The sequence below is a fragment of the Pseudomonas sp. URIL14HWK12:I5 genome (genome assembly GCF_900176445.1).
Lineage (GTDB): Bacteria > Pseudomonadota > Gammaproteobacteria > Pseudomonadales > Pseudomonadaceae > Aquipseudomonas > Aquipseudomonas monteilii.
The window spans coordinates 951,552-973,170 of the sequence record NZ_FWXQ01000001.1 but is presented as its reverse complement, the minus strand read 5'-3'; the positions used below and the strand labels follow the sequence as shown (position 1 = coordinate 973,170).

Below are 21,619 nucleotides of genomic sequence, written 5' to 3'. Positions count from 1 at the left end.
ATGCGGGCAATTTGATAATTATTCGCATTGGTGCGTCAAGCCATCATCTGTTTCACGAGTCGTCCTTGCCATGCACTTCCTTTGCACCTCCCACGGCCTGGCAGAAGGCCAAAGCCGCGCCTTCAGCGTAGACGGCGTCGAACTGTTCGGCGTGCGCCGCCAGGGCCAGGTGTACCTGTACCGCAACCGCTGCCCGCATCGGGGGATCCCGCTGAACTGGGCAGAAGACGCGTTTCTGGATGACAGCGCCAGCCTCATCCACTGTGCCCACCATGGCGCGCTGTTCCTGATAGAAAGCGGCGAATGTGTGGCCGGCCCCTGTGAAGGAGAGCAACTTCAGCCCATGGGCTGCCACGAAGACAGCCAGGGCATCTGGTTCAAGGGTTGAGCAGCACTGGCAAGCGGCGGTCGATGACGATGCCTTCAGCGTCCAGGCGGGTCCCGTAAGCCAGTACCTCCACTCCGTCGGCCACTGCGGCACGCAGCGCCTGAGCGTAGGCACCGTCGATTTCCTCGGCCGGGCGCACGGCATCGATACCGGTCAGGTTCACACAATACAGTTGTACCGCCCGCACGCCCTGCCGGGCCAGCGTGGCCAACTCGCGCAGGTGCTTGGCACCGCGCTGCGTCACCGCATCCGGGAACGCTGCGACCGTGCTGTCGGGGTAGCCCAAGGTCACGCTCTTGACCTCGACATACACGGGGGCACCGTCAAACTCCAGGCGAAAGTCGATCCGGCTGCCTTCCTCGCCGTAAGCCACTTCGCGCTTGAGCGCCGTGAAGCCGGCCAGCTCGGTAATCACGTCTGCCCGCAGTGCCTCCTCGACCAGCGCATTGGCCCGCCCGGTATTCACACAGGCCAGCCGACCCTGCGGCGTTTCGCTGATTTCCCAGGTGCCCGGCAGCTTGCGCTTGGGGTCGTTGGAGCGGCTGAACCACACCTGCCCGCCTTCACGCATGCAGTTGAGCATGGAGCCGGTGTTCGGGCAGTGAATGGTCAGCTGTTCACCGTTGGCCAGTTCGATATCGGCCAGAAAGCGCTTGTAGCGGCGCAGCAGGCGGCCCTGCTCAAGTGAAGGAGAGAAACGCATCAGCCTTGCCAGCTCCGCAGGCCACGGGCAATGCGCTGCACCGCCTCCTCCAGGCGTGGCAGGCTCTGGGTGTAGGCAAAGCGCACATGGTGGCCGGCCAGGTGGCGGCCGAAGTCCAGGCCCGGCGTGAAGGCCAGGTGCTCGGTTTCGAGGAAGTGCCGACAGAAGGCGAACGCATCACCGCCAAAGGCACTGATGTCGGCATACAGGTAGAACGCGCCCTGTGGCTCGACGGCAATGCGGAAGCCCAGTTCGCGCAGGGCTGGCAACAGGTAGTCGCGACGGCGGGCGAATTCGGCGCGGCGTTCTTCGAAAATGGCCAGGGTTTCCGGCTGGAAGCATGCCAGAGCGGCATGCTGCGCCATGCTAGGTGCGCTGATGTACAGGTTCTGCGCCAGTTTTTCCAGGTCGGCCACTGCGCCGGGCGGCGCCACCAGCCAGCCGAGGCGCCAACCGGTCATGCCGAAATACTTGGAAAAACTATTCAGGACGAACGCCGAGTTGTCGACTTCCAGCACGCTTGGCGCGTCCATGCCATAGGTGAGGCCATGGTAGATCTCGTCCACCACCAGGTGGCCGTGACGCTCATGGGTGGCCCTGGCAAGGCTGGCCAGCTCGTCACGCCCCAGCACGGTGCCGGTCGGGTTGGCCGGCGAAGCGACCAGAGCGCCCACCGTGTCCTTGTCCCAGTAACGCTCGACCAGGTCGGCCGTCAGTTGGTAATTCACGTCCGGCCCTACCGGCACCAACTGCGCGCCACCCTCGACCAGGCGCAGGAAGTGGCGGTTGCACGGGTAGCCCGGGTCCGCCAGCAGCCAGTGCTTGCCTGGGTCAACCAACAGGCTGGTGGCCAACAGCAATGCACCAGAGCCCCCCGGGGTGATGAGGATGCGCTCCGGGTCGATACTCAGCCCATACCGCTGGCCATAAAAGCCGGCAATGGCTTCGCGCAGTTGTGGCAGCCCACGTGCAGCGGTGTAGCGGGTGTGCCCGGCGGCCAACGCTGCCTGCCCGGCGGCGACGATCGGTGTGGCAGTGGTGAAGTCCGGTTCGCCGATTTCCAGGTGGATCACGTCGTGCCCGGCCGCCTGCAGCTCGTTGGCCCGGGCCAGCAGTGCCATGACATGGAAGGGTTCGATGGCGCGACTGCGCGCACTGTAGGGGTGGGCCATGACCTTCTCTCAATTGGGTCTAAACTGGAGATTCTACCTCTGCACGCTACCGAACGTACGGCTCAGGCCGCTGTCAATTGCCAGTAACAGGCGGGGTAGCGCACCCCCGATCTATCTGGTAAGTTCGGCGGCTCGCAGTCGCAGGGCCGGCGGGTGCCGGAGATGGAGCAGCCTGCGCATTGGATCAGATGAGTGAGAGGCGGTCTATTCATGTCCACCGTAGAAAAGCAAAAAGCCCAGACCATGTACGGTGTCGAGCCATACGTAGAAACCAAGGGTGAAGAGTACATGGGCGAGCCCATGAAAAAGCACTTCACCAAGCTTCTCGGCGCCTGGAAGCAAGAGCTGATGACCAGTGTGGACCGTACTGTGGACCACATGAAGGACGAAGCAGCCAACTTCCCCGACCCGGCCGACCGCGCCAGCCAGGAAGAAGAATTCGCCCTGGAGCTGCGCAACCGCGACCGCGAGCGCAAGCTGATCAAGAAAATCGACAAGACCCTCGACAAGATCAAGGCCGACGAATACGGCTGGTGTGAGTCGTGCGGTATCGAAATCGGCCTGCGCCGCCTGGAAGCCCGTCCGACCGCGGACCTGTGCTTCGACTGCAAGGAAATCGCCGAGAAAAAGGAAAAAACGGTCGGCAAAGGCTGATCTTTCTTCCACCTGAACGGGGCGCTCGATGCGCCCCGTTTCATTTATATGCCCAGCCAGACCATGACCGACTCCAGCTACATCGGGCGCTTTGCCCCTACCCCCAGCGGCTTCCTGCACTTCGGCTCGCTGGTCGCCGCCCTCGCCTCCTGGCTCGATGCCCGCGCCGTCAACGGCCGCTGGCTGCTGCGCATGGAAGACACCGACCCACCCCGCGAAATGCCCGGCGCCCGCGATGCCATCCTGCAAACCCTCGAACGTTACGGCCTGGAATGGGATGATGAGGTTGTGTTCCAGAGCCAGCGCCACGACGCCTACGCGGCGGTGGTCGACCGCCTGTTCAACATGGGCCTGGCTTATGCCTGCACGTGTTCGCGCAAGCAACTGGAGGGTTACAACGGGATTTACCCGGGCCTGTGCCGCAACGCCGGGCATGCCCGTGAAGGCGCAGCAATCCGCTTGCGCGTGCCCGAGCTGATCTACCGCTTTACCGACCGGGTGCAGGGTGAGTACCAGCAACACCTGGGGCGTGAGGTGGGCGACTTTGTCATCCAGCGCCGTGACGGGCTGTATGCTTACCAGCTGGCAGTGGTGCTGGACGATGCCTGGCAGGGTGTTACCGATATCGTGCGTGGCGCCGACCTGCTCGACAACACCCCGCGCCAGCTGTACCTGCAAGAGCTGCTGGGCTTTTCGCAGCCGCGCTACCTGCATATTCCACTGATCGTACAGCCGGACGGGCACAAGCTGGGCAAGTCGTACCGCTCGCCGCCGTTGCAGGCGGAGCATGCTACGCCGTTGTTGCTCCGGGCCTTGCGGGCGCTGGGGCAAGAAGCAGACCCCGAGTTACTGCTGGCAACACCGGCTGAAGTGCTGGCGGTGGCGCGCAAGCAGTGGCGGCCAGAGGCGATTGCGCAGCGGACAACGGTGCCAGAGGCTGATTTGCGCTGAGCCCCATACCTGACTGGCAATGCGCTCCTACAGGGATCGCAAAAAGCTGAAAAAGGGGCATCACACCGAGCATCAAAAGCCCAACAAATTCAAACCCTTGGCGAACACCGTGGATTCCCGCTAGCATCCCCCCCGCCATTTGCGCCAATAATAAGTCCAAGCCCGCAGCGCCCAACCATCGAGGCCAGCATGTACATCTATCGTTTGGTCCTGCTTCTGGTCGTGGGGATCTACCTGTTCTCCCCGGCCATCATGGACTGGTGGATCGAACCGACCGGTGCCTGGTACCGCCCTTACCTGCTCTGGCTGATCCTGATCGTCGTCACCTTCATCCTGCAGAGCCAACGAGATGCCGATGAGCTTTAGCCTGACCCAGATGATCCTGATCAGCGCCGGGTACCTCATGGTGCTGTTTGGCGTGGCCTGGATCAGCGAGCGGGGGGTCATCCCGCGCTCGATCATTCGCCACCCGCTTACCTACACCCTGTCGCTGGGCGTATACGCCAGTGCCTGGGCCTTCTATGGCTCAGTCGGCCTGGCCTACCAGTACGGCTACGGCTTCCTCGCCTGTTACCTGGGCGTGTCCGGCGCGTTCCTGCTGGCACCGGTGCTGCTTTACCCGATCCTCAAGATCACCCGCACCTACCAGCTGTCATCACTGGCCGACCTGCTGGCATTCCGCTTCCGCAGTACCTGGGCGGGGGCGCTGACCACCATCATCATGCTGATTGGCGTGTTGCCTTTGCTGGCGCTGCAAATCCAGGCGGTGGCCGACTCGATCAGTATCCTCACCGGTGAGCCGGTCAAGGCAAGGGTGGCATTCGCCTTCTGTACGCTGATCATCCTGTTCACCATCTTCTTCGGTTCGCGGCACATCGCCACGCGCGAGAAACACGAAGGGCTGGTGTTCGCCATCGCCTTCGAATCGGTGATCAAGCTGCTGGCCCTGGGCGGCATCGGCCTCTACGCCCTTTATGGCGTATTTGGCGGCCCGCACGAACTGGAAGTCTGGCTGCTGCAGAACCAGACCGCCCTGGCCGCCCTGCACACCCCGCTGCAGGAAGGGCCATGGCGCACCCTGCTGCTGGTGTTCTTCGCCTCGGCCATCGTCATGCCGCACATGTACCACATGGCCTTCACCGAAAACCTCAACCCCCGCTCGCTGGTCAGCGCCAGCTGGGGCCTGCCGCTGTTCCTGCTGCTGATGAGCCTGGCCGTGCCGCTGGTGCTGTGGGCCGGCCTGCGCCTGGGCGCCAGTACCAACCCAGAGTACTTCACCCTGGGCCTGGGTATTGCCGCCAACAACGAGGCACTGGCACTGTTGGCCTACGTCGGCGGCTTGTCGGCCGCCAGCGGCCTGATCATCGTTACCACCCTGGCGCTGTCGGGCATGGCCCTCAACCACCTGGTGTTGCCGCTGTATCAACCCCCGGCCGAGGGCAACATCTACCGCTGGCTGAAGTGGACCCGCCGCGCGCTGATCGTTGCCATCATCACGGCCGGCTTCATGTTCTACCTGACCCAGAACAACCACCAGAGCCTGGCCAATCTGGGCATCGTCGCCTTCGTCGCCACCCTGCAGTTCCTGCCCGGGGTGCTGTCGGTGCTGTACTGGCCCACCGCCAACCGCCGCGGCTTCATCGCCGGGCTCCTGGCCGGCACCCTGGTGTGGATGGTGACCATGCTGCTGCCGCTGCTGGGCAACCTGCAGGGCTTCTACATCCCGCTGCTGGACATGATCTATGTGCTGGACGACACCAGCTGGCACATGGCGGCCATTGCCTCGCTGGCGGCCAACGTGCTGCTGTTTACCCTGATCTCGCTGTTCACCAACGCCAGCAACGAAGAAGTCAGCGCGGCCGAAGCCTGCGCGGTGGACAACGTGCGCCGTCCGCAGCGCCGCGAGCTGCACGCTGCCTCGCCCCAGGAGTTCGCCACCCAGCTGGCCAAACCGCTGGGCGCCAAGGCCGCACAAAAGGAAGTGGAGCAGGCCCTGCGCGACCTCTACCTGCCGTTCGACGAGCGCCGCCCCTATGCCCTGCGTCGCCTGCGAGACCGCATCGAAGCCAACCTGTCCGGGTTGATGGGACCGAGCGTGGCCCAGGACATGGTCGAGACCTTCCTGCCGTACAAGTCCGGTAACGAAAACTACGTGACCGAAGACATCCATTTCATCGAAAGCCGCCTGGAAGACTACCACTCGCGCCTGACCGGCCTTGCCGCAGAGCTCGATGCCCTGCGCCGTTACCACCGCCAGACCCTGCAGGAGCTGCCCATGGGCGTCTGCTCGCTGGCCAAGGACCAGGAAATCCTGATGTGGAACAAGGCCATGGAGGAGCTCACCGGCATCGCGGCCAAGCATGTGGTCGGCTCGCGTCTGGTCACCATCGACGAGCCTTGGCGCGGCCTGCTGCAAGGCTTCATCAACGTGCCCGACGAGCACCTGCACAAGCAGCGCCTGGCGCTGGACGGCCAGCCGCGCTGGCTGAACCTGCACAAGGCCGCCATCGACGAGCCGCTGGCACCCGGAAACAGCGGCCTGGTGCTGCTGGTGGAAGACTTGACCGAAACCCAGGCACTGGAAGACAAGCTGGTGCATTCCGAGCGCCTGGCCAGCATCGGCCGCCTGGCGGCTGGCGTAGCCCACGAAATCGGCAACCCGATTACCGGCATCGCCTGCCTGGCGCAAAACCTTCGTGAGGAACGTGAAGGTGATGGCGAAATCATCGAGCTGTCCAGCCAGATCCTCGACCAGACCAAGCGCGTCTCACGCATCGTCCAGTCGCTGATGAGCTTCGCCCATGCCGGCGGCAGCCACCAGAACAGCGAAGAGCCGGTGTGCCTGGCCGAAGTGGCGCAGGACGCCATCGGTCTGCTGGCGTTGAACCGGCGCAATTTCGAAGTACAGTTCTTCAACCTCTGCGACCCGGACCACTGGGCCGAAGGGGACCCGCAGCGCCTGGCTCAGGTGCTGATCAACCTGCTCTCCAACGCCCGCGACGCATCAAAGCCCGGCAGCGCCGTGCGCGTGCGCAGCGAAGTGAGCGAGCACACCGTCGACCTGATCGTCGAGGATGAGGGCAGCGGGATACCGAAGAGCATCATGGACCGCCTGTTCGAACCCTTCTTCACCACCAAGGACCCGGGCGAAGGAACCGGACTGGGGCTCGCTCTGGTCTATTCCATCGTGGAAGAGCATTATGGGCAAATCACCATCGACAGCCCGGCCGATATCGAACGGCAACGTGGCACCCGGATCCGCGTGACCCTGCCCCGGCATGTCGTAGCGACGTCCCCTGAAATTCGAGACCGTCGAGAGAATTGAATCAATGCCGCACATTCTGATCGTCGAAGACGAAACCATCATCCGCTCGGCCTTGCGTCGCCTGCTCGAGCGGAACCAGTACCAGGTCAGCGAAGCCGGCTCGGTGCAGGAAGCCCAGGAACGCTTCAGCATTGCCACCTTCGACCTCATCGTCAGCGACCTGCGCCTGCCAGGTGCGCCCGGCACCGAGCTGATCAAGCTCGGCCAAGGTACCCCGGTGCTGATCATGACCAGCTACGCCAGCCTGCGCTCGGCGGTGGACTCGATGAAAATGGGCGCGGTGGACTACATCGCCAAGCCCTTCGACCACGACGAGATGCTGCAGGCCGTGGCACGCATCCTGCGCGACCGGCAGAACGCTCCGGCCGCCGCACCGGCTGCCGAGCCACGCGCCACCAACGGCAAGGCCGCCCCGGCCGACAAAGGCAGCACGGCTGCGGCCAATGGCGAAATCGGCATCATCGGTTCATGCCCGCCCATGCAGGACATGTACAGCAAGATCCGCAAGGTTGCACCCACCGACTCCAATGTGCTGATCCAGGGTGAGTCGGGTACCGGTAAAGAGCTGGTGGCCCGCGCCCTGCACAACCTGTCACGCCGGGCCAAGGCACCGATGATCTCGGTGAACTGCGCAGCGATCCCCGAGACCTTGATCGAGTCCGAACTGTTCGGCCACGAGAAAGGCGCATTCACCGGTGCCAGCGCCGGGCGTGCGGGCCTGGTAGAGGCCGCCGACGGTGGCACGCTGTTCCTTGACGAAATCGGTGAACTGCCACTGGAAGCCCAGGCCCGTCTGCTGCGTGTACTGCAGGAAGGCGAGATTCGCCGGGTGGGTTCGGTGCAGTCGCAAAAGGTCGATGTGCGCCTGATAGCCGCGACCCACCGCGACCTGAAGAACCTGGCCAAGGCCGGCCAGTTCCGCGAAGACCTTTACTATCGCCTGCACGTCATCGCCCTGAAACTGCCTGCCCTGCGCGAGCGCGGCAGTGACGTGAACGAGATCGCCAGCGCCTTCCTCGCCCGCCAACGCGCGCGTATCGGTCGCGACGACCTGCACTTCTCGGCTGAAGCCGAGCAAGCCATTCGTCATTACAGCTGGCCGGGTAACGTGCGTGAGCTGGAAAACGCCGTGGAGCGTGCGGTGATTCTTAGCGAGAGCGCAGAAATTTCGGCCGACCTGCTGGGCATCGACATTGAACTGGGCGACCTGGAGGAGGACGAAATCCTCAACAACGCTTTGGTTGCAGCCAGTGCTGCCAATGCCAGCCACGAGCCGACCGAAGACCTGTCGCTGGAAGACTACTTCCAGCACTTCGTGCTCGAACACCAGGACCACATGACCGAGACCGAGCTGGCACGCAAGCTTGGCGTCAGCCGCAAGTGCCTCTGGGAACGCCGCCAACGCCTGGGCATCCCACGGCGCAAGAGCAACGTTACCAGCGATAACTGACCTGCCTGGGCGGGAGGTTCCTCCTGCCCCTTCTCTACCAGCCTCACCGGCCTATTCGCGGGCTCGCCCGCTCCCACAGGGACCGCACAACCTGGCAGCCCGTGGTGATCCTGTGGGAGCGGGCAAGCCCGCGAAAGGGCCAGCATAGCTAGCCACCACACCCCAGGTAACACATCAGTCCCCGCAAAAATCTGTTACCCAACCTTTCCGTCGTAACAGTTCCCGAGGCGTACGGTAACGAAATCCCGACATTTTCAGCCCCTCGAAAATCACCAGAACGCCTCAACCCCTTGATTTTACTGGGTTTGCAAAAGTTGGCACGGCACCTGCTATATGCTTAGTACAAAAACAATAACAAGCACTGCAACTCAGAATAAGAACAAGACGAAACGGCTCACGCACAATAAAAACAAGACGGCGGAGGCGCAGCTAACTGATTCTTTTGGAGAGGATGCGTGTTTGGGGCTTGCCCCACAACCAGGCAGAGAACAACAAAAACTGCACTAAAAAGCAGCGCCTGAACTGGTTGGATCGACAGATCAACGTGACATCAGCGGCCAAAGCAATCCGTTTGCTCTTAACCCCTGGATTGGGGGTCGTCCACAAGCTTCGAGATTTGTGGACAGGGCACTCAACAAAAACAAGAAGCCCAGCAAAAAAAACAATAAGAGCACGCAACGACTTCTTGGGGAGCTTAGGCTCCCCTTGTCGTTTCTACCCTTCTGGCAGGCATCCTGCTACCCGCCTACACCATTCCCTGAGTAAATGCTAGAATCCCCGCCCATCATGCGGCCATTCTCCTATTCTTGGCCGAACATTCCTTCAAACAGTGCATCCCATGCTGAAGAAGCTGTTCCAGTCGTTCCGCCCGCCCGTACCGGGCCAGCACCACAGGCGCACCACGCCTGAGGTGATCAACAAAAGCCAGCACTCGCTGCAGCGCCACCAGTTCAGCCGCCATGCGGTGAACATCGTGGAACGCCTGCAAAGCGCCGGCTACCAGGCTTACCTGGTCGGTGGTTGTGTCCGCGACCTGATGCTGGGCATCACGCCGAAAGACTTCGACGTCGCCACCAGTGCCACTCCCGAACAGGTCCGTGCCGAGTTCCGCAACGCGCGCATCATTGGTCGCCGCTTCAAGCTGGTCCACGTGCATTTCGGCCGTGAGATCATCGAAGTCGCCACCTTCCGCGCCCCTCACTCGGAAGACGATCAGGGCGACAGCCACCGTTCGTCGCACAATGCCAGTGGCCGCATCCTGCGTGACAACGTGTACGGCTCCCTGGAAGAAGACGCGCAACGCCGCGACTTCACCATCAACGCCCTGTACTACGACCCGGTCAGCGAGCGCATTCTCGATTACGCCAACGGTGTGCACGACGTGCGCAACCGCCTGCTGCGGCTGATCGGTGACCCGACCCACCGCTACCAGGAAGACCCTGTGCGCATGCTGCGCGCGGTGCGTTTTGCCGCCAAGCTCGACTTTGGCATCGAAAAGCACACGGTCCAGCCGATTCGCGAACTGGCCCCGTTGCTGCGCGAGATCCCGCCAGCGCGCCTGTTCGAGGAAAGCCTCAAGCTGTTCCTTTCCGGCCAAGGCGCTATCGCTTTCGAAATGCTGGTCGACCTGCAGCTGTTTGAGCCGCTGTTCCCGGCCAGTGCCCACGCCCTGGACGAGCGCCCGACCTACACCCACACGCTGATCAGCCAGGCACTGAACAACACCGACCTGCGCGTGAAGCAAGGCAAGCCGGTCACGCCGGCGTTCCTGTTCGCTGCACTGCTGTGGCCAGCCTTGCCGTCCCGCGTGCTGCACCTGCAGAACCAGGGTGTACCGCCGATCCCGGCCATGAACGGTGCCGCTCACGACCTGATCGCCGAGCAATGCGCACGCATCGCCATCCCCAAGCGCTTCACCCTGCCGATCCGCGAGATCTGGGACATGCAGGAGCGCCTGCCACGTCGCAGTGGCAAGCGTGCCGACATGCTGCTGGACAACCCGCGCTTCCGCGCCGGTTACGACTTCCTGCTGCTGCGTGAAAGCGCAGGCGAAGAAACCGACGACCTCGGCCAGTGGTGGACCGATTACCAGGATGCCAACGACAGCGAGCGCCGCGAGATGATCCGCGAGCTGGGCAGCCGTGACGAAGGCACCGGTGCCGGCCCGCGCAAACGCAAGCGCAGCGGCAGCAAGCGCAAACGCGGTGGCGACGAGGCGTTCGAGTGAAGACCCGCGCCTACGTCGGTCTGGGCAGCAACCTGGACGCACCTGCCGAGCAACTGCGCAGCGCCTTGCAGGCGCTTGACCAGGTGGACGGAACGCGCCTGGTAGCGGCCTCGGCCCTGTACACCAGCGACTCGTTGCTGCCCGGCCAACCGCGCTACACCAACGCAGTTGCTGCCCTGGACACCGCTCTGCCGCCCCTGGCCCTGCTCGATGCGCTGCAGGCCATCGAGAACGACCAGGGCCGCGTACGCAAGGAACGCTGGGGCCCGCGCACGCTGGACCTGGACATCCTGCTGTTCGGTGATCAGGTACTCGACGAACCACGCCTGAAAGTGCCGCACTACCACATGCACGCCCGCCCCTTCGTGCTGTACCCGCTGGCCGAACTGGTACCGGGCGATTTCCGCCTGGCCGATGGCCGCGCCCTCGCACAGTTACTCGACGACTGTCCGTTCGTCGGCCTGGAACGCTTGTAAACCGGGCGTTCCAGCCTGGCACGCCACCGCGGTAACGCCAGTAACACCCTGATCGTAACAATGCGGTAACAGGGTGATTGACTTCCCCCACCTCGCTCACGACTATAGGCGTCCCGTGTGACACCAAAGTGCCGCATACCCGTATTTAGGCCCGGACGGACCTGTGCCCGAACATCACGCGCGATGATGTGCCGCTCCGGAAGATGACTACACGCGTTGAATGCAGTCGTTTTTTACAGCGCCTGAACGAGGAATTTCCTACATGCCTGAAGTAACCCTCACCACCCTCAATGGCCTCAAGGCCAAGGGTGAAAAAATCACCATGCTGACCTGCTACGACGCGACCTTCGCCAAGGCCGCCAGCCAGGCCGGTGTCGAAGTGTTGCTGGTGGGCGACTCGCTGGGGATGGTCCTGCAGGGCCACGACAGCACCTTGCCGGTCACCACAGCAGACATGGCCTACCACACCGCCTGTGTCAAACGCGGTAATGACGGCGCCCTGATCCTTGCTGACCTGCCGTTCATGGCACATGCCACCCCTGAGCTGGCCTTCGCCAACAGCGCCACGCTGATGCAAGCCGGCGCCCACATGATCAAGATCGAAGGCGCTGCCTGGCTGGCAGAAACCATCCGCCTGCTGGCCGAGCGTGGCGTGCCGGTGTGCGCACACATGGGCCTGACCCCGCAGACCGTCAATGTGCTGGGCGGCTACAAGGTCCAGGGCCGCCAGGAGGCCCAGGCCCGGCAGATGCGTGCCGACGCCATCGCCCTGGAGCAGGCCGGTGCCGCCATGCTGCTGCTTGAATGTGTACCCAGCGAACTGGCGGCAGAAATCACCAATGCCGTGGGCATCCCGGTAATCGGCATCGGCGCCGGCAGCGCCACCGATGGCCAGGTGCTGGTGCTGCACGACATGCTCGGCCTGTCACTGAGCGGCCGGGTACCGAAGTTCGTGAAGAACTTCATGGAAGGCCAGCCAGACATTCAAGGTGCCCTTGTCGCCTATGTCGAGGCCGTCAAGCAAGTCAGATTCCCAGGTAGCGAACACGGGTTCAGTGCATGAATACAGTCAAAACCGTCCGTGAACTGCGTGCAGCCGTTGCCCGCGCCCGCGGTGAAGGCAAACGCATCGGCTTCGTGCCGACCATGGGCAACCTGCACAGCGGCCACGCAGCCTTGGTGACCAAAGCTGCACAGCGCGCCGACTTTGTGGTGGCCAGCATCTTCGTCAACCCGCTGCAGTTCGGCGCCAACGAAGACCTGGACAAATACCCGCGCACCCTGGCCGCCGACCAGGAACGCCTGCTGCAAGCCGGCTGCAACCTGCTGTTCGCGCCCACCGTGGAAGAGATGTACCCCGACGGCATGAGCGTGCAAACCCGAGTCAGCGTACCGCAGCTTTCCGAAGGCCTCTGCGGCGCCAGCCGGCCTGGGCATTTCGAAGGCGTGGCCACCGTGGTCAACAAGCTGTTCAACATGGTCCAGCCGGACCTTGCCGTATTCGGTGAAAAGGACTTTCAGCAACTGGCAGTGATCCGTGCCATGGTGCGCGACCTGAACATGCCGGTCCAGATCATCGGCGAGCCCACCGTGCGTGCTGAAGATGGCCTGGCGCTGTCGTCGCGCAATGGTTACCTCACGCCCGAGCAGCGTATTGCAGCGCCCGCGCTGTACCGCACACTGCAGCACATTGCAGCGGGCATCAGCCGTGGCCAACGGGATTTTGCCGCGCTGGTCGCTGAAGGCCAGGCGCAACTGAGCACTGCCGGTTTCCGCCCGGACTACCTGGAAGTGCGTCATGCCGTGAGCCTGCGCCCGGCAATGATCGATGATCGCGACCTGGTTGTGATCGCGGCGGCTTACCTCGGTAACACCCGCTTGATCGACAACCTTTACCTGCACGTCGAAGACAAGACCGCGTAATAGCCTGGGGCTGCTTTGCAGCCCCAAAATCACCCTACCATACCCATTCCCAGCGCGTGGCCTTTGCCTATAATGATGCCAGCCTGAACCCGGCAATGACTGCCGTGTCCAAGGCATCACCACGCACCAAGGGAACCCCGCGCAATGGCGTATTACCGTACACCCCACGATGTGACGGCCCTGCCCGCCTGGCAGGCGCTTCAGCAACACCGCGACGCCATGCAAGGTTTCAGCATGCGCGAAGCCTTTGCCGCCGATGCCAAACGCTTCGACCAGTTCTCCCTGAGCTGCTGCGGCCTGTTCCTGGACTACTCGAAAAACCTGATCACCAAACAAAGCCGCGACCTGCTGGTCAACCTGGCCAACGAAGTGGGCCTGCAAGACGCCATCAAGTCGATGTTCGGCGGCGAAATCGTCAACGCCTCCGAAGGCCGCCCCGTGCTGCACACTGCGCTGCGCCGGCCAGTGGGCGACAAGCTCAGCGTCAACGGCGTGAACGTCATGCCGGAAGTACACAAGGTGCTCAACCAGATCACCGAGCTGGTGGGGCGCATCCACGACGGCCTGTGGCGCGGCTACAGCGAAAAGCCGATCACCGACGTGGTCAACATCGGCATCGGCGGCTCGTTCCTCGGCCCCGAACTGGTGTCCGAAGCACTGCTGCCGTACGCCCAACGCGGCGTGCGCTGCCACTACCTGGCGAACATCGACGGCAGTGAGTTCCACGAGCTGTCGGCCAACCTGCGTGCCGAAACCACCCTGTTCATTGTCTCGTCGAAGTCGTTCAATACCCTCGAAACCCTGAAAAACGCCATGGCCGCGCGTACCTGGTACCTGGCCCAGGGCGGCTCGGAAGCCGAGCTGTACCGCCACTTCATCGCCGTTTCCAGCAACAAGGCTGCCGCCGTGGCCTTTGGTATCCGCGAAGAGAACATCTTCCCGATGTGGGACTGGGTAGGCGGGCGTTACTCGCTGTGGTCGGCCATCGGCCTGCCAATCGCTCTGGCTATCGGCATGGCCAACTTCAAGGAGTTGCTGTCGGGTGCCTACACCATGGACCAGCACTTCCAGACCGCGCCGTTCGACAAGAACATGCCAGTGCTGCTGGCCCTGCTAGGCGTGTGGTACGGCAACTTCTGGGGCGCCAACAGCCATGCGATCCTGCCGTACGACCACTACCTGCGTAACATCACCAAACACCTGCAGCAGCTGGACATGGAGTCCAACGGCAAGAGCGTGCTGCAGGACGGCACCCCGGTAAAAGTTGATACCGGCCCGGTGATCTGGGGCGGCGTCGGCTGTAACGGCCAGCACGCCTACCACCAGTTGCTGCACCAGGGCACCCAGCTGATTCCGGCAGACTTCATCGTGCCGGTGGTGAGCTTCAACCCGGTGGCCGACCATCACCAGTGGCTGTACGCCAACTGCCTGTCGCAGAGCCAGGCGCTGATGCTGGGCAAAACTCGCGAAGAAGCCGAAGCCGAGTTGCGCAGCAAAGGCCTGAACGAAGCGGACATCGAAAAGCTGGCCCCGCACAAGGTGATCCCGGGCAACCGCCCGAGCAACACCTTGGTCGTGGAGCGCATCAGCCCTCGCCGCCTGGGTGCGCTGGTGGCGATGTACGAGCACAAGGTGTTCGTGCAGAGCGTGATTTGGGGTATCAACGCGTTCGACCAGTGGGGCGTAGAGCTGGGCAAAGAGCTGGGCAAAGGCGTTTACCAGCGCCTGGTCGGCAGCCTGGAAGACAGCGCCGAAGATGGCTCTACCCAAGGCCTGATCAACTACTTCCGCGGCCGTCACCGCGGTTGATCTGATACCTTCGCTGGCCTCTTCGCGGGCTCGCCCGCTCCCACAGGGACAACACAGCCTTCAACGACTGTGCAGTACCTGTGGGAGCGGGCAAGCCCGCGAAGAGGCCGGCACAGGTTGAACACCTCTCCCAGCTACACTGTCCTATCGAATAGCCGTTGCTGTCCATCGCCCCTTACAAGAGCAGGACCACCCGCCATGTTCGATATCAAGCAGTATCCCCAGGCCCTGGCCGTCAGCCAGTCTGCCGCCCTCACTCCCGACGAATACCGCCGCCTCTACCGCCAGTCGGTCGATGACCCCGATACCTTCTGGGCCGAACAGGCCAAGCGCCTGGACTGGATCAAACCTTGGTCCAGCGTGCAGCAATGCGACCTGCAAACCGGCAAGGCCCGTTGGTTCGACGGTGCCCAACTCAATGTCAGCTACAACTGTATTGATCGCCACCTGTCCCAGCGTGGCGAGCAGACCGCACTGCTGTGGGAAGGTGACGACCCGAAAGACGCCAAGGCGATCACCTACCGCGAACTGCACCGCCAGGTCTGCCGCCTGGCCAATGCCCTGAAGGCACACGGGGTAAAGAAAGGCGACCGGGTATGCATCTACATGCCGATGATTCCCGAGGCCGCCTTCGCCATGCTGGCCTGCACCCGCATAGGCGCCATCCACTCGGTGGTGTTCGGCGGTTTCTCCCCCGATGCCCTGCGTGACCGTATTCTCGATGCCGACTGCCGCACCGTGATCACCGCCGATGAAGGTGTGCGTGGCGGCAAGCGCATCCCGCTGAAACAGAACGTCGACAAGGCCCTCGCCAGTTGCCCTGCCGTCAGCAGCGTATTCGTGGTGCGCCGCACCGGTGGCGATATTGCCTGGGTCGAGGGCCGTGACCTTTGGTACCACGAGGCAACAGAAAATGCCGGCAACGACTGCGCTCCCGAGCCGATGGATGCCGAAGACCCGCTGTTCATCCTCTACACCTCTGGCAGCACCGGCAAACCCAAGGGCGTGCTGCACACCACCGCTGGTTACCTGCTACAGGCGACGATGACCTTCAAGGTGGTGTTCGACTACCGTGACGGCGAGGTGTTCTGGTGCACCGCCGACGTCGGCTGGGTCACCGGCCACAGCTACATCGTCTACGGCCCACTGGCCAATGGCGCGATTTCGCTGATGTTCGAAGGCGTGCCCAACTACCCGGACACCTCACGCTTCTGGCAGGTGGTGGACAAGCATCAGGTGAACATCTTCTACACCGCCCCGACCGCCCTGCGCGCACTGATGCGCGAGGGCTCGGCGCCACTGCAGAGCACTTCGCGCAAAAGCTTGCGCCTGCTGGGCAGCGTCGGCGAGCCGATCAACCCCGAAGCCTGGGAATGGTATTTCGAGGAAGTCGGGCAAAAGCGCTGCCCCATCGTCGACACCTGGTGGCAGACCGAAACCGGCGGCATCATGCTTACCCCGCTTCCCGGCTCCCAGTCACTCAAGCCCGGCTGCGCGACCCAGCCCATGTTCGGCGTGCAACCGGTACTGCTGGACGAAAAGGGCAAGCTGATCGAAGGCCCCGGCGCCGGCCTGCTGGTGATCAAGGCCAGCTGGCCTGGGCAGATTCGCAGCGTGTATGGCGACCACCAGCGCATGGTGGATACCTACTTCAAGCCCATGCCCGGCTATTACTTCACCGGCGACGGTGCCCGCCGCGATGCCGACGGCGACTACTGGATTACCGGCCGCATCGACGATGTGATCAATGTCTCGGGCCACCGCATCGGCACCGCCGAAGTGGAAAGCGCACTGGTGCTGCATGACAGCGTCGCCGAAGCGGCAGTGGTCGGATACCCCCACGACCTCAAAGGCCAAGGCGTCTACGCCTTCGTCACGCCTATGAATGGCGTGACGCCAGACGACACGCTGAAGGTCGAACTGCTGGCCCTCGTCAGCAAGGAAATCGGCAGTTTTGCCAAGCCCGAGCTGATCCAGTGGGCCCCGGCTCTGCCCAAGACACGCTCAGGCAAGATCATGCGGCGTATACTGCGCAAAATCGCCTGCAACGAGCTGGACAACCTGGGTGACACCTCTACCCTGGCCGACCCCAGCGTAGTCCAAGGCCTGATCGACAAACGCCTCAACCAGTAACCGGCGGCCGCTGCTCATGGCCGCCCTGCACCGCAGGTCGCCATGGAAGCCCTTCGTCGCCGTATCGAAACCCAGGTCATGAGCCTCACCGGGCTGGCCCTCGGCCAGCTCGACCTGGAAACGCCCAAGGGCGACCCCGGCCTGTTCGGCCCTCACAGCATCAGTTGGCAAGTGCATGGCGACTTCCCGAGCATGCTTGTCGGCGGCATCAGTGCACTCATGCTGCAGTTACTGCACCCGCTGGCCCTGGCCGGTGTGTGGGACCACTCCAATTTCCGTGAGGACCTGATCGGCCGCTTGCGCCGTACCAGCCAGTTTATTTCCGGCACCACCTTCGGTTCCACGCGCGATGCCGAATGGCTGATCGACAAAGTGCGCACCATTCACCTACAGGTCACCGGCACTGCGCCGGATGGCCGCCCTTATGCGGCCAGCGACCCCGACCTGCTGACCTGGGTTCATGTGGCAGAGGTCAGCAGCTTCCTCGCTGCCCACTTGCGCTACCGCAACCCGCAGCTGTCGCGCGCCGAGCAAGATGCCTACTACGCCGAAATCGCCCTGATTGCCGAGCGCCTTGGCGCCCGTGACGTGCCACGTTCGTGCCAGCAGATCGAAGACTACCTGCTGCGCATGCGTGCGCAGTTGCGCTGCGACAGCCGCAGCCACGAGGTAGTCGGGATTCTGCTCGATGCCCCGGCCCCCAGCCGCCTGGCACAGCCGGTGGGCAAACTGATGCTGCACGCCGGTATCGACCTGTTGCCGGATTGGGCCCAGACCCTGCTCGGCCTGGAGCACGGGCCCTTGCAGCAGCGCATGATACGCCTGGGCCTGCGAGGCACCGCACCGGTATTGCGCTGGGCCATGCGAGACGGTTCGGCGCACCGGGCCAAACGGCGCATGGGCATCGAATAAGGTCAAATGGTCGCCCCTGCGGAACTGATTTAACGTGCCATACTCCAAGCACTCCTGCTTAGACAGACGAAGCGACACATGTACAAAGGATTGACTCGCGCCGCTGGCGCAATCTTGGCCCTGGTGGCCCTCTACAGCCTGCTCGGCTTTCTCATTCTTCCCGGTGTGGCACTGCGCATCGCCAACCAGCAGTTGGCCCAGTATGCGACGGTGCCGGCCCACCTCGAACGGATCGAACTCAACCCCTTCAGCCTGGAGCTGACATTGTGGGGCCTGCAGATCGGCGAGCCCGGCAAGGAACAGGTCGGGTTCGAGCGGCTGTACGCCAACCTTTCGCTCGACAGCCTGTGGACCAAAGCGCTGCACCTGGAAGCCGTCGAGCTCGACAAACCGCGTAACGAGGTGCTGTTTGCCAAGGACGGTAGCCTTAACCTGACCGGCCTGTTCAAGCTGCCCGCCAACGAAGCCAAACCAGACGAGCCCCCCAGCGATCCGTTTCCGCTACGCATCGGTAGTATAAAGCTCATCGACGGCTACCTGCATTTCGAGGATTTGCGCCCCAGCGAGCCGATCGAGTTCCTCTACGACAACATGAACCTGGAGCTGAAAAACCTCAGCACCTTGCCCGACGACAGTGCCGACATGACCTTGGTGGCCAACGGCCCCAATGGCGGGCGCATTGATTGGAACGGGACACTGAGCCTGTCACCGATCGCCTCTGAAGGCACGCTGAAGATCACTGAAGGCAAGATGAAGGCATTCTGGCCGTACGTGCGTGATGCGGTGCCACTGGTGCTGGAAGACGGCGTGGTCAGCCTCGACACGCACTACAAGCTCAACCTCGCCAAACAGACGGAGCTGTTGCTGGAAAACGCCTCCGTGCGCATTGCACCGTTCGCCATCAAGGCGCCGGATGGCCGCCCCTTGGCACGCCTGGCCAGCCTGGAGGTGAGCGAAACCTCCGTTGACCTGGTCAAGCAACAGGTCACCGTAGGCAAAATCCGCAGCGAGAAACTCGAAACCTGGGCTGCGCTGGAAAAAGACGGCCAGCTCGATTGGCAAAAGCTGTTTGCCAGCCAGCCTGCCAAAGCCACGCCGAAGGAAAAGGCAGAGCCGGCAGCCGCCGAGCCGACACCTGAGCAGCAAGCCGCCAAAGAGCCGAGCAAGCCTTGGCAAGTGCTGCTCAAGGACGTGCAATTGCGCAACTACCTGGTGCACCTGGCAGACCGCAGCCAGAAAGAACCGGTAGCCTTGGACATCGGCCCGCTCAACGCCGACCTGCAAGGCTTCGACAGCCTCAACCAGTCGCCCTTCACGCTCAAGCTCGATACGGGCGTAGGCAAGCAAGGCAAGCTGCAGGCGGCCGGCCAGGTCAACCTGGCGCCGGTATGGGCCAAGCTGGACGTAAGCACCCGCGATATCGACCTGCGCGTAGCACAGGCCTATATCAACCCGTTCATCCTGCTGGAACTGCGCAGTGGCATGCTCTCCAGCGACCTCAAGGTCGACCTGAAGAACACCGCACCGCTGGCCTTCAATATCACAGGCAAGGCCCAGGTGAACCAACTGCACACCCTCGACACCATCAAGAGCCGCGACTTCGTCAAATGGCAGCAGGTGAACGTCGATGGCTTGTCTTATGTACACGGCGATGCGTTGTCGATCGACAAGGTAACCCTGCTGCAACCCTATGCACGCTTCATCATCAACGAAGACCGCACCACCAACGTCAACGACCTGCTGATCCCGCAACCGGCTGGAACCCCGGCGAAAAGCCAGGCCAAGCCGGCCGCAGCCAGCAGCGACAAGCCGCTGGGTATCCACATCGGCCAGATCGACATCAACGACGGCTCGGCCAACTTCGCCGACCTCTCCCTCACCCCCAACTTCGCCACGGCCATTCAGCAGCTCAATGGCCAGATCGGCACCATCGACAACCGCAAGCCGGTGCCGGCCAAGGTCGACGTGAAGGGCAAGGTCGACCGCTACGCACCGGTCACCATCAAGGGCGCACTCAACCCGTTCAACCCGCTGGCCAGCCTGGATATCGCCACCAGCTTCAAGCGCGTCGAACTGACCACCCTCACGCCCTACTCCGGCAAGTTCGCGGGCTTCCGCATTCGCAAAGGCCGGCTCAACCTCGACCTGCACTACCTGATTACCAACGGCCAGCTCAAGGCCGAGAACAAGGTGGTGGTGGAGCAACTGCAACTGGGTGAAAAAGTCGACAGCCCAGACGCAGTCGACCTGCCGATCCGCCTTGCGGTGGCGTTGCTGAAAGATACCGAGGGCAAGATTTCGATCGAGCTGCCCGTGTCTGGCGACCTCAACAACCCGCAATTCAGTGTGATGCCGATCGTCTGGCAAACCCTGCGCAACCTGGTACTGCGTGCGGCACAGGCGCCGTTCAAGTTCATTGGCGGGCTGATTACCGGCGGTGGCTCGGAAGACCTGGGCAACGTGGCTTTCGCCCCAGGGTCCAGCGAGCTCAGTGGCGATGCCCAGTCGTCCCTGGACAAGCTGGCATCCGCGCTGAAAGAACGCCCGGAACTGCGCCTGGAAATCGAAGGCACCAGCGCCCAGGCCAGCGATGGCCCGCTGATCGCCCAGCAGCGCCTGGAGCGTGAGTACCAGGCCACCTGGTACAAGATCCTGCAGCGCCGGGGCGACAAGGTGCCGGCCAATGCCTCGATGCTGGTGGTGGACGACAGCGATAAACCGGCAATGCTCGAAGGCATTTACCGCACTCGCCTGAAGCAGCAGCCACCTGCCGAATGGGAGCAACTGGGCCGCGACGAACGCACCACCAAGCTGCGCGAGGCAGTGATCAAGTCGTGGGCCGAGAGTACCGCCTTGCTGCGCACGCTGGGCCAGGAGCGGGCCAGCAGTATCAAGGATTACCTGGTGGACAAGGGCAAGCTGGAAGATGACCGGGTGTATTTCATCGATACCAGCCTTGGGCAGCCTGAGAGCGATGGGCGGGTGGTGACGCCAATGCATCTGGATGCTGAATAACCTCTGACAGCAGGTCTGGCCTCTTCGCGGGCGTGCCCGCGAATGGGCCGGCACAGGCATCAGACCAATCGCTGCCCCGACACCGCCGGGTGATACAGCGGCTGCACCTTGTTCCCCGCCGGGTCCAGCAGATGGAAGCTACGCGCCCCGTCACCGTGGTTGAATGGCCGGTCCAGCAGCGTCACACCGTGGGCCTTGAAGTACTGGTACCACGCCTCCAGCTCCTCCACGCTGTCCACAATGAACCCGTAATGGTCCAGCGTCTGCAGCCCGTTGGCCGCCCCTGCCCCACGCCCCAGCGAAAGGTTGTCGTTGCCACAGGTGAGGTACACCAGGTCTTCGTTGGCACGGTTCAACACCTCCATACCCAGCACATCGACATAAAAGCGTTCGCACTCTTCCAGGTTGGGTACCAGCAAGGCGATATGGCGCAAGCCATTCAGGCGGCCGGGGCGTGCAGGCAATTCGGACATCGGCGAGA

The 21,619-nt window shown here is 62.9% G+C and carries 17 protein-coding genes; 14 read left to right on the top strand and 3 right to left on the bottom strand.

The window, feature by feature from the left end:
• The first annotated feature begins 70 nt into the window (after nucleotides 1-70).
• Nucleotides 71-388: a Rieske (2Fe-2S) protein gene (locus B9A31_RS04495; RefSeq protein WP_016712065.1), complete on the top strand. Its 318-nt coding sequence runs from the start codon at nucleotides 71-73 to the stop codon at nucleotides 386-388.
• On the opposite strand, the gene sfsA is transcribed toward B9A31_RS04495, so the two are convergent.
• On the bottom strand, nucleotides 378-1,091 hold the full coding sequence (gene sfsA, locus B9A31_RS04490) for a DNA/RNA nuclease SfsA (protein ID WP_025754257.1): 714 nt from the start codon (nucleotides 1,089-1,091) through the stop codon (nucleotides 378-380). The two genes, B9A31_RS04495 and sfsA, sit on opposite strands and share 11 nt — an antisense overlap.
• On the bottom strand, nucleotides 1,091-2,263 hold the full coding sequence (locus B9A31_RS04485) for a pyridoxal phosphate-dependent aminotransferase (protein ID WP_025754258.1): 1,173 nt from the start codon (nucleotides 2,261-2,263) through the stop codon (nucleotides 1,091-1,093). Before B9A31_RS04485 ends, sfsA begins: the two co-directional genes overlap by 1 nt.
• A 210-nt stretch (nucleotides 2,264-2,473) precedes the next feature.
• Here B9A31_RS04485 and dksA point away from each other — a divergent pair, with 210 nt between their 5' ends.
• The 13 genes from dksA (at nucleotide 2,474) to B9A31_RS04425 (ending at nucleotide 21,138) form a co-directional block, all read left to right on the top strand.
• The gene (gene dksA / locus B9A31_RS04480) at nucleotides 2,474-2,917 is read left to right on the top strand and encodes an RNA polymerase-binding protein DksA (RefSeq protein WP_012274224.1); all 444 of its coding nucleotides are present in this window, start codon (nucleotides 2,474-2,476) and stop codon (nucleotides 2,915-2,917) included.
• A gap of 63 nt (nucleotides 2,918-2,980) precedes the next feature.
• A complete protein-coding gene (gluQRS, locus tag B9A31_RS04475) occupies nucleotides 2,981-3,868 on the top strand; it encodes a tRNA glutamyl-Q(34) synthetase GluQRS (protein ID WP_027610105.1) in 888 nt (295 codons plus the stop codon).
• Nucleotides 3,869-4,057: 189 nt separating this feature from the next.
• Nucleotides 4,058-4,234 carry a hypothetical protein gene (locus B9A31_RS26910; RefSeq protein ID WP_003250005.1) on the top strand — a complete coding sequence of 59 codons (177 nt, stop codon included), beginning with the start codon at nucleotides 4,058-4,060 and terminating at the stop codon, nucleotides 4,232-4,234.
• A complete protein-coding gene (locus B9A31_RS04470) occupies nucleotides 4,218-7,193 on the top strand; it encodes a sensor histidine kinase (protein ID WP_019098145.1) in 2,976 nt (991 codons plus the stop codon). Before B9A31_RS26910 ends, B9A31_RS04470 begins: the two co-directional genes overlap by 17 nt.
• Before the next feature lie 4 nt (nucleotides 7,194-7,197).
• Nucleotides 7,198-8,643: a sigma-54-dependent transcriptional regulator gene (locus B9A31_RS04465; protein ID WP_019098146.1), complete on the top strand. Its 1,446-nt coding sequence runs from the start codon at nucleotides 7,198-7,200 to the stop codon at nucleotides 8,641-8,643.
• Nucleotides 8,644-9,481: 838 nt separating this feature from the next.
• A complete protein-coding gene (locus B9A31_RS04460) occupies nucleotides 9,482-10,870 on the top strand; it encodes a polynucleotide adenylyltransferase PcnB (RefSeq protein WP_019098147.1) in 1,389 nt (462 codons plus the stop codon).
• Nucleotides 10,867-11,346 carry a 2-amino-4-hydroxy-6-hydroxymethyldihydropteridine diphosphokinase gene (folK, locus tag B9A31_RS04455; protein WP_016712072.1) on the top strand — a complete coding sequence of 160 codons (480 nt, stop codon included), beginning with the start codon at nucleotides 10,867-10,869 and terminating at the stop codon, nucleotides 11,344-11,346. The genes B9A31_RS04460 and folK overlap by 4 nt, the downstream gene beginning before the upstream one ends.
• A 262-nt stretch (nucleotides 11,347-11,608) precedes the next feature.
• The gene (gene panB, locus B9A31_RS04450) at nucleotides 11,609-12,409 is read left to right on the top strand and encodes a 3-methyl-2-oxobutanoate hydroxymethyltransferase (RefSeq protein ID WP_084296689.1); all 801 of its coding nucleotides are present in this window, start codon (nucleotides 11,609-11,611) and stop codon (nucleotides 12,407-12,409) included.
• Nucleotides 12,406-13,269 carry a pantoate--beta-alanine ligase gene (gene panC, locus B9A31_RS04445; RefSeq protein WP_016712074.1) on the top strand — a complete coding sequence of 288 codons (864 nt, stop codon included), beginning with the start codon at nucleotides 12,406-12,408 and terminating at the stop codon, nucleotides 13,267-13,269. Before panB ends, panC begins: the two co-directional genes overlap by 4 nt.
• A gap of 144 nt (nucleotides 13,270-13,413) precedes the next feature.
• Entirely contained in the window at nucleotides 13,414-15,078 is a 1,665-nt protein-coding gene (gene pgi, locus B9A31_RS04440; protein WP_084296688.1) for a glucose-6-phosphate isomerase, read from the top strand.
• A 198-nt stretch (nucleotides 15,079-15,276) separates the two neighbouring features.
• The gene (gene acs / locus B9A31_RS04435; protein WP_025754260.1) at nucleotides 15,277-17,211 is read left to right on the top strand and encodes an acetate--CoA ligase; all 1,935 of its coding nucleotides are present in this window, start codon (nucleotides 15,277-15,279) and stop codon (nucleotides 17,209-17,211) included.
• Nucleotides 17,212-17,253: 42 nt separating this feature from the next.
• Entirely contained in the window at nucleotides 17,254-18,123 is an 870-nt protein-coding gene (locus B9A31_RS04430; RefSeq protein ID WP_084296687.1) for an oxygenase MpaB family protein, read from the top strand.
• 78 nt (nucleotides 18,124-18,201) lie between these two features.
• Complete coding sequence (locus B9A31_RS04425; protein WP_019098151.1) at nucleotides 18,202-21,138, top strand: DUF748 domain-containing protein; 2,937 nt, start codon at nucleotides 18,202-18,204, stop codon at nucleotides 21,136-21,138.
• A gap of 59 nt (nucleotides 21,139-21,197) precedes the next feature.
• Here the strand turns inward: B9A31_RS04425 and B9A31_RS04420 are convergent, their stop codons facing one another.
• Complete coding sequence (locus tag B9A31_RS04420; RefSeq protein WP_010955354.1) at nucleotides 21,198-21,611, bottom strand: VOC family protein; 414 nt, start codon at nucleotides 21,609-21,611, stop codon at nucleotides 21,198-21,200.
• Nucleotides 21,612-21,619: the final 8 nt, after the last annotated feature.

What these genes read in the sequence shown, in the direction of transcription:
- B9A31_RS04460 (WP_019098147.1), top strand. Translation starts at nt 9,482, where the DNA reads ATGCTGAAGAAGCTGTTCCAGTCGTTCCGCCCGCCCGTACCGGGCCAG.
- panC (WP_016712074.1), top strand. Translation starts at nt 12,406, where the DNA reads ATGAATACAGTCAAAACCGTCCGTGAACTGCGTGCAGCCGTTGCCCGC.
- gluQRS (WP_027610105.1), top strand. Translation starts at nt 2,981, where the DNA reads ATGACCGACTCCAGCTACATCGGGCGCTTTGCCCCTACCCCCAGCGGC.
- B9A31_RS04465 (WP_019098146.1), top strand. Translation starts at nt 7,198, where the DNA reads ATGCCGCACATTCTGATCGTCGAAGACGAAACCATCATCCGCTCGGCC.
- B9A31_RS04430 (WP_084296687.1), top strand. Translation starts at nt 17,254, where the DNA reads ATGGAAGCCCTTCGTCGCCGTATCGAAACCCAGGTCATGAGCCTCACC.
- B9A31_RS26910 (WP_003250005.1), top strand. Translation starts at nt 4,058, where the DNA reads ATGTACATCTATCGTTTGGTCCTGCTTCTGGTCGTGGGGATCTACCTG.
- B9A31_RS04420 (WP_010955354.1), bottom strand. Translation starts at nt 21,611, where the DNA reads ATGTCCGAATTGCCTGCACGCCCCGGCCGCCTGAATGGCTTGCGCCAT.
- B9A31_RS04425 (WP_019098151.1), top strand. Translation starts at nt 18,202, where the DNA reads ATGTACAAAGGATTGACTCGCGCCGCTGGCGCAATCTTGGCCCTGGTG.
- panB (WP_084296689.1), top strand. Translation starts at nt 11,609, where the DNA reads ATGCCTGAAGTAACCCTCACCACCCTCAATGGCCTCAAGGCCAAGGGT.
- pgi (WP_084296688.1), top strand. Translation starts at nt 13,414, where the DNA reads ATGGCGTATTACCGTACACCCCACGATGTGACGGCCCTGCCCGCCTGG.
- B9A31_RS04470 (WP_019098145.1), top strand. Translation starts at nt 4,218, where the DNA reads ATGCCGATGAGCTTTAGCCTGACCCAGATGATCCTGATCAGCGCCGGG.
- B9A31_RS04495 (WP_016712065.1), top strand. Translation starts at nt 71, where the DNA reads ATGCACTTCCTTTGCACCTCCCACGGCCTGGCAGAAGGCCAAAGCCGC.
- dksA (WP_012274224.1), top strand. Translation starts at nt 2,474, where the DNA reads ATGTCCACCGTAGAAAAGCAAAAAGCCCAGACCATGTACGGTGTCGAG.
- B9A31_RS04485 (WP_025754258.1), bottom strand. Translation starts at nt 2,263, where the DNA reads ATGGCCCACCCCTACAGTGCGCGCAGTCGCGCCATCGAACCCTTCCAT.
- sfsA (WP_025754257.1), bottom strand. Translation starts at nt 1,091, where the DNA reads ATGCGTTTCTCTCCTTCACTTGAGCAGGGCCGCCTGCTGCGCCGCTAC.
- acs (WP_025754260.1), top strand. Translation starts at nt 15,277, where the DNA reads ATGTTCGATATCAAGCAGTATCCCCAGGCCCTGGCCGTCAGCCAGTCT.